Below are 11796 nucleotides of genomic sequence, written 5' to 3'. Positions count from 1 at the left end.
CCTCCATTGATGGGGGCATCCTTTCCCTCAGGAGGTCGACAAGATGTCAGCACAAAATCTATTACGCGATCCATTGCACAATCCATTACAAAACCAACGACACAGCGACGGTGTGTACCATATCGGCTATTTTGTTGGTGGTAAATGGCATCAGGCGCAGGACACTTTCGACGTACATAACCCTGCTACCGGCCAGTTGGTGGCGAAAGTGGCTAAATCGGGTACCCAAGAAACTGAAGCCGCGATTAAGGCTGCCAGTGCGGCTTTCCCCGCTTGGCGAAAAACACCCGCCAAGCAGCGGGCGGAAATTCTTCAGCGTTGGTATTTGTTGATTATGGAACATCAGCAATCATTGGCTGAGATAATGGTTTCTGAGCAAGGTAAACCATTGAAAGAAGCCTTAGGCGAGATCGCCTATGCCGCCAGCTTTATTCAATGGTTTAGTGAGCAGGCCAAACGTGCCAATGGTGAGATTATTCCGCCAGCCAAAGAGGGGGCACGCATTCTGGCTACTCGCGAACCGGTTGGTGTGGTGGCGGCCATCACGCCGTGGAATTTCCCGCTGGCAATGTTAACCCGCAAACTGGGGCCAGCATTGGCTGCCGGTTGTACCGGATTGATTAAACCGGCCAATAACACGCCGTTATCCGCTTTTGCTTTACTGGCATTGGCAGAGCAAGCCGGTGTGCCTGCTGGCGTGCTCAATGGTGTTGCGGGCGATACGCATGCCATCAGTGATGCCATCATGGCCAGCCCGGAAGTGCGTAAAATCTCCTTTACCGGCTCAACCGAAGTTGGCAAAACCTTAATGCGTAATGCCGCAGCCACCATGAAGAAAATTTCCATGGAACTGGGCGGTAACGCGCCGTATATCGTGTTTGATGATGCTGATTTGGATGCCGCAGTTGCTGGTGCGATGGCGTGTAAATTCCGCAATGCCGGGCAGGTGTGCGTGTGCGTCAATCGTTTTTACATTCAGGATGGTGTGTATGACGAGTTTGTCAGCCGTTTAGCCACTGAGGTTAAAAAACTGAATGTTGGTAATGGTATGGATAAAGACGTCAATATGGGGCCATTGATTAATCTCGCCGGGCTGGAGAAAGTTGAGGATCACGTCAAAGATGCGCTTGAGAAGGGCGGTCGCCTGCTGGCGGGGGGCAGTCGTCATCAACTGGGGGGAAATTTCTTCCAGCCTACAGTTATTGCCGATGCTAATGAGCAGATGAAAGTCGCCTCTGAAGAGACATTTGGCCCACTGGCTGCCTGCTTCCGCTTCAAAACCGAAGAGGAAGTTATCAAACGAGCTAATGACACGCCGTTCGGGCTGGCAGCTTACTTCTATACTCAGAATCTGCAACGTGTATTCCGGGTTTCAGATGCGTTGGAAAGCGGTATGATTGGTGTCAATGAAAGTTCAGTTTCTACTGAGCTGGCACCTTTCGGTGGTGTTAAAGAGTCTGGCCTTGGCCGTGAAGGGTCAGTGCTGGGGTTAGATGAGTTTATGGAAGTCAAAACCCTGCATTTGGGTAATTTATAAATTGGATTGGTGAATAAAACGTGGGCATGGGTTATCGCAATGAGCAGCACAACAGCTATTGGCAGCCTGAGGGTTAAGGAGAACCATGAATAAACGACTTATGGCCATTCTGGGCGCAATACTGTTGCTGGCAGTGGCGGCATTGCAGGGGATTGGCGGTGTCACGGCGCGTGATATCGGTCAATCGGCGGATCTGGAACGCCCACCTTTATCGGCATCTGCATCGATTGAACAATTGACCCAGCACCAGCAGGTGGCTAAATACCTACAAGTGCATCATCGCCTGCCGGATTTTTACCTTACCAAGCAGCAGGCGCGTGCGCAGGGCTGGGATCCCAAAGACGGCAATCTGTGTAAAGTATTGCCAGGCAGAGCGATTGGCGGCGATCGTTTTTCTAACCGTGAACGCCAACTGCCTGAGGCGAAAGGCCGTAACTGGCGTGAAGCCGATGTTAATTATCGTTGTGGGCATCGCGGTAGCGATCGTTTGCTGTACTCCAATGATGGCCTGATTTATCTAACTCAGGATCACTACAAGCGTTTCATTCGGATGGAGTGAGAAGATGGTAAAAGTGGTATTTGATTTTGACCATATATCCGATCTTCCTGCATTTTACCGCGCATTTTGCCAAAAATTTGCGCTGAGCGAAGATTTTGGCGCCAATCTGGATGCTCTGTGGGATGTGGTCACAGGTGAGATAGCCTTACCGGTAGAGATTGAATTTATTCATTTCAATCACCGCCACAAACGCCGCTTCGGTGCGATTGTGCTGCTGCTTGAGGAAGCGGAAGAGGAGTTAGCAGGCAGCCTGCGTTTCAATATAGTGTGAATTAGCCTTCTTGAGTCGGGAGCCGAGTCAGACCCGGCCCCGCCCGATTATTGCTGCTTTTCAGACAGTTCACGCAGATATTGGAAGATCTGACGGAATGATTTCGGTGGCTTGTTAGTGGCTTTCTCTTTCTGGGCATTACGTATCAGGCTACGCAGTTGTTGGCGATCCGCATCTGGATATAGATCCAACACCGTAGGGATCGCGACATCACCTTCTTCAACCAAACGGTCACGCAGCATTTCCAGCTTGTGGAACAGCGAGATTTGTTGGTTATGGCGATTTTTCAGCTTATCCAATGCGGTTTGGATAGGTTCTACATCACGGGCACGTAGCATTTTACCAATTAACTGGATCTGGCGGCGGCGGCCTTCTTTCTTGATTTTCTGTGCCAGTTCAACGGCTGCCAGCAGATCTTCATCCAGTTGGATTTTCTCCAGCGCATTTTTACCCAGCTCAACCAGCTCGGTGCCGAGTTCTTTCAGCGCTTCGGCATCACGTTTAATTTCACTTTTACTGACCCAGATAATTTCATCGTCATCTTCGTCTTTATCTTCTGGGACTTCATCTAGCCAATCTTCGGGCTGTTTGTTCATGGTCAAATTCCTTAAAAAGAGGCTAATCGTAGCAGGTTGTTGGCTTTCTGCGAAATAGTACAAAGATCTCTGATAGACTCAGAACCATGGCGTTCTATATTGTATCCGTGTAAGTCGTCGTGTTACGACTCTTTCCTGAACGATTATCTCATTAATTATGGCAGACTGATGAAAGTAGTCACTCAAGTTGCAGAACAGCGTAAAACGCTGGAACAAGCGGTTGCACAGGCTTTGGAATTGGCCCGTGTGGGTTCTGATGCGGCCGAAGTCGCTGTAAGTAAAACCACCGGAATTAGTGTCAGCACTCGCTTTGGTGAAGTGGAAAATGTGGAGTTCAACAGCGATGGTGCGCTGGGAATTACTGTTTATCACCAGCAGCGTAAAGGTAGCGCGTCTACCACCGATTTAAATCCAGATGCAGTCGCCCGCACGGTGCAGGCTGCGCTGGATATTGCTCGTTACACTTCACCTGATCCCTACGCTGGCGCGGCAGATAAATCGCTGCTGGCTTTTGAGGCGCCTGATTTGGACCTGTTCCATCCGAGCGATTTGGATGCAGAACAAGGTATCTTGCTGGCCGCCCGGGCGGAGCAGGCTGCATTGCAGGCCGATAAGCGGATTACCAATACCGAAGGTGGCAGTTTTAACAGCCATTATGGCATCAAGGTGTTTGGTAACAGCCACGGCATGTTACAGAGCTATTGCTCAAGTCGCCATTCGCTTTCCAGCAGCGTTATCGCTGAACATAATGGTGATATGGAGCGAGATTACGCTTATACCATTGGCCGACGGATGGAAGATTTAGCCAGCCCGGAATGGGTTGGTGAGGAGTGCGCTCGTCGTACTTTATCCCGCTTATCGCCACGTAAACTGCCGACCATGCAATCACCGGTGCTGTTTGCCGCTGAAGTGGCGACCGGCTTGTTTGGTCACTTGGTTTCGGCGATCAGCGGCGGCAATATCTACCGTAAATCGACCTTCTTGCTCGATCATTTGGGTAAACAGATTTTACCTGAGTGGTTAACTATTGAAGAGCACCCACATTTACTGCGTGGTCTGGCTTCGACCCCGTTCGATAGTGAAGGTGTGCGTACTTTACAACGGGAAATCGTTAAAGATGGGGTACTGCAAACCTATCTGTTGACCAGCTATTCAGCCCGTAAACTGGGGCTGCAAAGTACCGGTCATGCTGGTGGTATCCATAACTGGCGTATTGCCGGTCAGGGGCAGGATTTCGCCGGGATGCTGAAGCAATTGGACAAAGGTTTGGTGGTAACTGAACTGATGGGCCAGGGAGTCAGTACCGTAACCGGTGACTATTCTCGCGGCGCGGCAGGTTTTTGGGTTGAAAACGGTGAGATTCAGTATCCAGTCAGTGAGATAACGATTGCCGGTAATCTGAAAGATATGCTGCGTAATATTGTCAGCGTAGGCAGTGATATCGAAACCCGCAGTAACATTCAGTGTGGCTCTGTTTTATTACCTGCGATGAAGATTGCGGGCGAATAACATCGTGTAGCTTCACACCTAAAGCTGGCATTGGTTGCTGGCTTTTTTTTTGATTTTTATTCAGCCCTCATCTCATTTCTTAATTGATTACAAGAAATCATTGTCAGTTTCAGTGTCTATTGCCTATGTTAAGTGTGAGCAATGTACTAATGATCAGTATTTCAATAACAATAATCCCATCCCCAATTTGGTCTTGCTGCGAAACCCTGCTGCAACACCACGTTAGAAGGGTATAGAAGGAATGTGAGCATGGGTAAGAAAATGATGGCGTTAATGGCGGCGGTGTTACTCAGCGCCAGCACTTTAGCGATGGCTGCCAGCGTGGCTGATAACATGGAAACCATTGCTGATAATTACGGCAAAGTGTTGAAGGCTGACTCTACTGATGTGATGAAGCAAGGCTTGCAGGCGATGCGTGCAGCGGCGCAGGATGCACAAAAGGGCATACCTACCAAGTTGAAGAGTAAAGGCGAGGGTAGCGCGGAGGTGAAGGATTTCCGTCATGGTTTGGACTTATTTATCGGGCAGATTGATGGTGCGCTGGCATTAGCGAATCAAGGCAAGCTCGATGAAGCTAAAAAAGCAGCGCAAGACTTTAAACCGACCCGCGATACCTACCATAAAAAGTATCGTTAATAATCCCTTTCACCCGAATCACTGACTTGAGTCAGTGATTCGGGGCTTGTCCATTTACCGCCTGGCGGTAACGCCAATGGCTTTGGTAATAGTGTTAGCGGTGATATTCACCGGCCGCTTCTGGCTGGTACAGCAGTTCTAACACAGTAATGCGGGCTTCATCCCCACCTGGTAGCTTCCAACTAATTTCATCATTGACGTGCAGCCCCAGCAATGCCGCGCCCAGCGGAGCCATCACGGAAAGTTGTTCGTTACTGTCTTGTAGCGATGCCGGATACACCAGCGTGCGGATATGCTCTTCCTGGTTATTCAGATCGCGAAAACGCACACGGCTATTCATGGTCACCACATCTGCCGGAATGGCGTTTGGTGGTAGAATTTCTGCACGATCCAGTTCTTCATTGAGCGCTTGAGCGACCACTGTACCGGCAAAAGCCGGTTGCGCCAGTAACGCATCCAAACGTTCAGCATCCAGCTCGTTAATCGTGATGGTTGGCTTGGTCATACCACTCTCCAATTCAATTTCAGCAAAACATAAAAACAACACCCCCACGCCATAGGAGAGGGGGTGTTAGAAAATAGCTTAATATTGATCTGATATTAGGCGCTTCTGACTAGAAAAGAAAGAGATCAGGATCACGAACTTTTTTCCACTACAAACCGCACTGACGTATTTATATAAAAGTTATTTTGTTGTTAATGATTAAGTTAACTATCTAACAGGCGTTTTTTGCGAAAGTGATCCCACCGGTACATTACATTTCCACTTTGAACTGGAAAAAAAGCCGCTACACAGCTATTCCGCTTGCAGGTAGGGTGATGTTACAGCGCAGAGAGAAGATAACTGAACTTATCTTTATCATCAGAAAGTTGTTACAGACCTTAAATAATTCGAGTTGTGGGTAGGCGGCAAAGGAGTGAGTCCCTGAAGTAAATCACTAGGGCGAGAAAACGCAGCCAACGGCCCTACAACCTGAAGTATGACGGATATAGCAAAAATAGGGGATTGCCAGCGTGAATGATGTAGCCGCATTAAATGCCGCCGAGGAACCTGGAAAAGAAGAGGTAATGATTATTACTGAGCGGGTATTAGCTGAAATTACCGCAATGTTAAATAGTGAAAATATTTTTACCAATAAAGTTCAGCAACAAATGTTGACATCACATATCCGTGCCATGGTATTGCGTTCCATAACTGGTGAGCCATTACCTGAAGTGGATAAATCATTATTTGATGAGATTTCAGCACATTCGATGCAAATGGCCCAGCAAGTGGTCGATAAATTTGCCAATTTGCCCATTGAAGAAGCCTATTTGTTGTCGGTGCATTTTGAAGTAGCGAAAGACAATAACCCATAAAACAGTGATCTGGAGAAGTGACTATGAGTCAAATTACCGTTGTGATTGGCGACCGTTTAGGTAAAGGCCAAAAAGTGGGCCAGGGTGTTGAATTGGCTGGTGGCCGCGTAGTGGTTATTCCCGGTGTTGCCGCAGACATGAAATTGGGTGATGTGATGAACAGTGAAAAAGCTGACTTTGGCATTTCATTCTGCGGCAGTGGCGGTGCGGGCGCTATTACGGCGCAAAATAAATATGGTTACAAAGCAAAATACGGCATGCGTTCTGTTGAAGAAGGCGTGACGGCAATAAATGAAGGCTGCAAAGTGCTGGGCTTCGGATTTATGGATAAAGAAGAATTAGGCCAGAGATTAGTCGACGCTTATATCAAGAAATACGGTCAACCGTAATGAAAGAGCAATATACCACTCAGGTGCAAGTGAAAGGTAAAGGCGATACTAAGGAAAAAGCTTTCGCTAATGCACTCGGTAATGTCCAGAATACGGTGTTGAAATCGACACAAAATATTCTGTTACGGATTGAGCCACAAGACGTAAAAGTATTAAACGCAGAATTATCAGTTAAAAATGAGAAGTTTTTATTCTTTTTCCTGCCGCGTGAAAGAAAGACATATAGCGTTGAATTAGATATTACCGTGAACGTGACAATTATTAATACGGATAAGGTCGTCTTCATATCTAAATGAAAAGGATATACTGATGTTTCTAATCATTCTTTTTAAGTCGATTATTATCGGCGGACTGGTCGGTGTGGGGGTAGGTGTTGGGGCCGCCCGTATGTTTCATGCACCGACAATACAGGGGATGGGGGCATTTCGTACCCTGGGCGAACTGAACTCATGCGAGGGAGATCCTGCATCGCACCTCTCCTTTGGATTAGGTTTCTTCTTCAACGCCTGGGCCTCTTCGGTGGCAGCAGGTGCCTTTACTCAGGACGTCGACCACCGCATCATTCCTAACTGGGGTGCCGCCGCATTAATGATTAAAAATCGTAATGTAGCGGAAACCATGCATAACCCGAAAAAGATGGCAATTGCCTGCGGGATTATCGGGGTTATTGTTGTCAGTTTCCTAAACACCACTGCTTCTGCGGTACCAGCAGCATTACAGGTTACGGCCATTAAAGTATTGGTACCAGCAGCAAATATTCTGGTTAACACCGTGATGCCGGTTATTTTCTGGCTGGCGGCTATTGATGCCGGGCGTCGCTCTGGTTTCTGGGCCACTATTTTTGGCGGGTTGGCTCAGCTAATTATGGGTAACGCTGTACCTGGTCTAGTGTTGGGTATTTTAATTGGTAAAGGTGTTGAGGAAAGCGGCTGGAATAAAGTGACTAAGATCATGATGACAGTGATTGTTCTGTTATTTGTGCTCAGTGGTTTCTTCCGCGGATTCGATCTGAAATTCCTGGAGTCATTTAGCCTGAGCGCGCCGGTTTGGCTCGATACCATTCATAACGCATTGAGCGGAAAATAATACAACGAGAGGAGCTTGATGATGGATGAACAAACCAAGAATAATTTCTGGTATGCCGACTGGTCATTTCCGATCTTTGTAGGATTATTATCCTCCGGCGTATTTGCGGGTACTCATATGTATTATTTATATGGTATCGGTGCATTTAACGAAGTGGCATTTGTTTCAATGCTACGTGCTGGTATGGATACCGGTGTTTATGGTGCGGTGGCGGCATTTGGTGCCAGCTTCTTATTCGCCCGTATTATTGAAGGTTCGCTTGTCGGTATTTTAGATATTGGTGGCGCGATTCAAACCGGTGTTGGTCTGGGTGTGCCAGCATTATTACTGGGCGCCGGATTTGTCTTCCCGGTGGCTAATTTTGCCGCCTCACTGGTAACCGGCCTGATTATTGGTTTAGCTATCGGCTATCTGATTATTTTGGCGCGTAAATTTACGATTAACCAAAGTAATTCTACTTATGGTGCCGACGTTATGATGGGGGCTGGTAACTCCTCTGGCCGTTTCCTCGGGCCATTGATTATCCTGTCAGCCATAACAGCATCAATTCCAATTGGGATTGGTTCTTTAGGTGGCGCTTTACTGTTTTATCTGTGGAATAAACCAATTACTGGCGGGGCGATTTTGGGTGCCATGATTTTAGGGTCTATTTTCCCAGTCGCTATTTCATGATGTCAGGGGTAAATATTCAAATTACCGGATATTTACCCTGCTAACACTGCTGCAACGTCAAGTAAGAAGGACATAATGGAGAATAAAGATAATGTATGACTTTATTATCACACGCGCACTATTAGTTGACGGCCGTCAGGTTAATATCGTAATTAATGATGGAAAAATTGTGGCCGTCGATGCGGCTATTACCACTGAAGATAATAATCAAGCCGAGCCTTCAGTTTCTTGCGCTAAAAAAATGTTGGATTTGGCCGGGAAATATTACATCAGTGCTGGCTGGATTGATTCCCATGTGCATTGTTACCCCGCATCTCCTATTTATCATGACGAAGCTGATTTGGTCGGAGTCGCCAGTGGCGTGACGACGGTGGTGGATGCCGGCAGCACTGGTGCCAATGATGTGGATGATTTTTACCGCCTAACCCGTACCGCCAAAACCCATGTTTATGCTTTTCTGAATATTGCGAAAACCGGCATCGTGACGCAAAACGAATTAGCGGATATGACGCAGATTGATAAGCAAAGTGTCAGTCAGGCTATTGCCCGTAATCCTGATTTTATTATCGGTATTAAAGCCCGCATGAGCAGCAGCGTGGTCGGTAAAAACGGCATTAAACCGTTGGTGCGAGCCAAAGAGATTCAACAAGAAAATAATCAGCTACCCTTGATGGTACATATTGGCAATAACCCGCCGGACTTGGATGAGATTGCCGACTTGTTAACGCAAGGCGATATTATTACTCACTGCTATAACGGTAAGCCCAATCGTATTCTGACCCCTGCCGGGACCTTGCGTGATTCTATCCAACGTGCATTGAAACGCGGTGTATTACTGGATGTTGGGCATGGCAGTGCCAGTTTCAGCTTTGATGTTGCCGAACTGGCCATCAAGCAAGGTATTTACCCGCACACCATCAGCTCCGACATCTATTGTCGCAACCGTATTAATGGGCCAGTGCACAGCCTGGCGACGGTGATGTCCAAATTTTTCACCCTCGGTTTGAGCCTTAAACAGGTTATTGCTTGTGTGACAGAAAATGCCGCGCAAGCCCTGCATTTGACTCACAAAGGGATGCTGGCAACGGGCTATGACGCTGACCTGACGATTTTTGAGCTGAAACAGCAACCTCAGCTATTCAGTGATTCAGAAGGTAAATCGGTTACCGGTGAGACATATCTGGTGCCACTGGCGGCGGTCGTTGCTGGTGACGTAGTATTAACTGACGAAGGGAAGTCAAAAGATGTCTTCAGTCTATGAAAAATACCAGTTAAAACATGTAATTAATGCTTCTGGTCGCATGACGATGTTGGGCGTTTCAACGCCACGGCAGGATGTGGTTGAGGCGGTAGATTTGGGCCTAAACCATTACTTCGAAATGAAAGATTTGGTCAATAAGACCGGTGCTTACATTGCTGATTTGCTGAATGTTGAGAGCGCGGTGGTTGTCTCCTGTGCTTCTGCCGGTATTGCTCAGTCGGTCGCTGCGGTGATCGTGAAAGATGATGCCAATTTACTGGTTAATCTACATGCTGCCCCGCGCGCAGTGCCACACGAAATTGTTCTGCCGAAGGGCCATAACGTTAACTTCGGTGCGCCGGTCGATACCATGGTGACGCTGGGGGGAGGCAAAGTGGTGGAAGCCGGTTATGCCAACGAATGTTTACCGGAACAGTTGGAAGCGGCGATCACGCCAAATACTGCGGCGATCTTGTATATAAAATCCCACCATTGTGTGCAAAAAAGCATTCTATCCGTTGAGCAAGCGGTAGTGATTGCGCGCAAGCATCAATTGCCATTAATTGTTGATGCGGCCGCAGAAGAAGACTTGCAATGTTATTACCAGATGGGTGCAGATTTGGTGATTTACAGCGGTGCCAAAGCTATTGAAGGGCCAACCAGCGGGCTGGTGTTAGGCAAGAAAACCTATATTGATTGGGTGAAGTTGCAATCAAGTGGTATTGGCCGGGCGATGAAAGTGGGTAAAGAGGGTATTCTCGGCCTGACCCGTGCTATTGAAAGCTATATGACGCTGGAAAAAGAGACCGGCCAGCAAATGGTAGAAAAAATGGCACCATTTATCAGTCAGTTAAATACCATTGACGGCGTGTCTGCGAAAGTGGTTTGGGATGCTGCCGGGCGTGATATTGCCCGTACTGAAATCAGTTTTGATGAAGCTAAAATGGGGCGCTCGACACCGGATCTGGTGGATGCGCTGAAAAATGGCGATATTGCTATCTACTTCCGCGCCTATAAAGCTAATGAAGGCAAAATTGAAGTGGATGTGCGCAGTGTCACGCCATTGCAACTCGAGATTATTTATACCTGCATTAACCGCCTGGCTAAGGGAGCCTGACTGATGAAATTGACCCCGAATTATTACCGTGACCGGGTGTGCCTGAATGTGCTGGCCGGTTCAAAAGAGAATGCACGCGAGATTTATCAAGCCGCTGAAGGCCATGTTCTGGTGGGAGTGTTATCGAAGAACTATTCGGATGTCGATAGCGCAGTCAAAGATATGCGCGAATACGCGGCTGTTATCGATAATGCCCTGTCGGTAGGGTTGGGCGCGGGAGACCCGAAGCAATCAACAATGGTCAGCCAGATTGCGCAGCAGGTTCAACCGCAACATGTGAATCAAGTGTTCACCGGTGTTGGCACAAGTCGTGCTTTATTGGGGCAGCATGATACGGTGGTTAACGGCCTGATTTCGCCGACCGGCAAAGTGGGTTACGTAAATATCTCCACCGGGCCACTCAGTTCACAGCAAAAGGAAGCGATTGTTCCAGTGACCACCGCCATTGCTATGTTGAAAGATATGGGCGGCAGTTCGCTAAAGTTTTTCCCAATGAACGGGCTGGACTCTATCGATGAGTACCGTTTTGTGGCTGAGGCTTGTGCTGCTACCGGCTTCTGGTTGGAACCCACCGGTGGCATCAGTCTGGATAATTTTGAACAAATCGTACAAATTGCACTGGATGCTGGGGTAACGAAAATTATCCCGCATATCTACAGTTCGATAATCGACAGCAAAACGGGCAATACTCGCCCAGAAGATGTGCGAACCTTATTAGCTATCGTGAAAAAAATAGTACCGTAATTATTTGATTTACCTTATATAAAATCACTAGCGGTGAAGACCTGTGTTGCCGTGTGAGATAACGCTCCCCCTCTGGCCATG

General features: G+C 47.8%; 15 protein-coding genes. 13 read left to right on the top strand and 2 right to left on the bottom strand.

Going from position 1 to position 11796, the window contains the following annotated elements:
• The first annotated feature begins 43 nt into the window (after positions 1-43).
• The 3 genes from Q2T72_RS19600 (at position 44) to Q2T72_RS19590 (ending at position 2367) form a co-directional block, all read left to right on the top strand.
• Entirely contained in the window at positions 44-1537 is a 1494-nt protein-coding gene (locus Q2T72_RS19600) for an NAD-dependent succinate-semialdehyde dehydrogenase (protein ID WP_372569706.1), read from the top strand.
• An 85-nt stretch (positions 1538-1622) separates the two neighbouring features.
• The gene (locus Q2T72_RS19595; RefSeq protein ID WP_193784767.1) at positions 1623-2096 is read left to right on the top strand and encodes a ribonuclease; all 474 of its coding nucleotides are present in this window, start codon (positions 1623-1625) and stop codon (positions 2094-2096) included.
• Positions 2097-2100: 4 nt separating this feature from the next.
• Positions 2101-2367, top strand: a complete 267-nt coding sequence (locus tag Q2T72_RS19590) for a barstar family protein (RefSeq protein ID WP_083162214.1) — start codon at positions 2101-2103, stop codon at positions 2365-2367.
• 47 nt (positions 2368-2414) lie between these two features.
• Here Q2T72_RS19590 and yjgA read toward each other — a convergent pair whose 3' ends face one another.
• The gene (yjgA, locus tag Q2T72_RS19585; RefSeq protein ID WP_083162216.1) at positions 2415-2963 is read right to left on the bottom strand and encodes a ribosome biogenesis factor YjgA; all 549 of its coding nucleotides are present in this window, start codon (positions 2961-2963) and stop codon (positions 2415-2417) included.
• A 168-nt stretch (positions 2964-3131) separates the two neighbouring features.
• Here yjgA and pmbA point away from each other — a divergent pair, with 168 nt between their 5' ends.
• Together pmbA and cybC are read left to right on the top strand one after the other, a co-directional pair.
• Positions 3132-4472, top strand: coding sequence for a metalloprotease PmbA (pmbA, locus tag Q2T72_RS19580; protein WP_083162218.1), 1341 nt, complete (start codon positions 3132-3134; stop codon positions 4470-4472).
• A 249-nt stretch (positions 4473-4721) separates the two neighbouring features.
• The gene (gene cybC / locus Q2T72_RS19575) at positions 4722-5108 is read left to right on the top strand and encodes a cytochrome b562 (RefSeq protein WP_083162220.1); all 387 of its coding nucleotides are present in this window, start codon (positions 4722-4724) and stop codon (positions 5106-5108) included.
• Between the two features lie 94 nt (positions 5109-5202).
• On the opposite strand, the gene rnk is transcribed toward cybC, so the two are convergent.
• Positions 5203-5613 (bottom strand): nucleoside diphosphate kinase regulator, encoded by a 411-nt coding sequence (rnk, locus tag Q2T72_RS19570; RefSeq protein WP_083164033.1) that lies wholly within the window; start codon positions 5611-5613, stop codon positions 5203-5205.
• A gap of 509 nt (positions 5614-6122) precedes the next feature.
• Here rnk and Q2T72_RS19565 point away from each other — a divergent pair.
• The 8 genes from Q2T72_RS19565 to Q2T72_RS19530 all read left to right on the top strand — a co-directional run bounded on the left by Q2T72_RS19565 (position 6123) and on the right by Q2T72_RS19530 (position 11715).
• A complete protein-coding gene (locus Q2T72_RS19565; protein WP_083162222.1) occupies positions 6123-6467 on the top strand; it encodes a PRD domain-containing protein in 345 nt (114 codons plus the stop codon).
• 23 nt (positions 6468-6490) lie between these two features.
• Complete coding sequence (locus Q2T72_RS19560) at positions 6491-6856, top strand: glycine-rich SFCGS family protein (RefSeq protein ID WP_083162224.1); 366 nt, start codon at positions 6491-6493, stop codon at positions 6854-6856.
• On the top strand, positions 6856-7152 hold the full coding sequence (locus Q2T72_RS19555; RefSeq protein WP_083162226.1) for a DUF4312 family protein: 297 nt from the start codon (positions 6856-6858) through the stop codon (positions 7150-7152). The genes Q2T72_RS19560 and Q2T72_RS19555 overlap by 1 nt, the downstream gene beginning before the upstream one ends.
• Positions 7153-7165: 13 nt before the next feature.
• Positions 7166-7942, top strand: a complete 777-nt coding sequence (locus Q2T72_RS19550; RefSeq protein WP_372569705.1) for a DUF4311 domain-containing protein — start codon at positions 7166-7168, stop codon at positions 7940-7942.
• A 21-nt stretch (positions 7943-7963) separates the two neighbouring features.
• The gene (locus Q2T72_RS19545) at positions 7964-8614 is read left to right on the top strand and encodes a DUF4310 family protein (protein WP_032896643.1); all 651 of its coding nucleotides are present in this window, start codon (positions 7964-7966) and stop codon (positions 8612-8614) included.
• Between the two features lie 91 nt (positions 8615-8705).
• Positions 8706-9875 carry an amidohydrolase/deacetylase family metallohydrolase gene (locus tag Q2T72_RS19540; protein WP_372569704.1) on the top strand — a complete coding sequence of 390 codons (1170 nt, stop codon included), beginning with the start codon at positions 8706-8708 and terminating at the stop codon, positions 9873-9875.
• Complete coding sequence (locus tag Q2T72_RS19535) at positions 9859-10971, top strand: DgaE family pyridoxal phosphate-dependent ammonia lyase (protein ID WP_372569703.1); 1113 nt, start codon at positions 9859-9861, stop codon at positions 10969-10971. Before Q2T72_RS19540 ends, Q2T72_RS19535 begins: the two co-directional genes overlap by 17 nt.
• A gap of 3 nt (positions 10972-10974) precedes the next feature.
• A complete protein-coding gene (locus tag Q2T72_RS19530) occupies positions 10975-11715 on the top strand; it encodes a KDGP aldolase family protein (protein WP_372569702.1) in 741 nt (246 codons plus the stop codon).
• Positions 11716-11796 lie beyond the last annotated feature (81 nt).

The sequence above is a fragment of the Yersinia sp. 2466 StPb PI genome (assembly GCF_041538325.1).
GTDB lineage: Bacteria > Pseudomonadota > Gammaproteobacteria > Enterobacterales > Enterobacteriaceae > Yersinia > Yersinia enterocolitica_E.
This window is presented reverse-complemented; position numbering and strand designations above follow the sequence as displayed.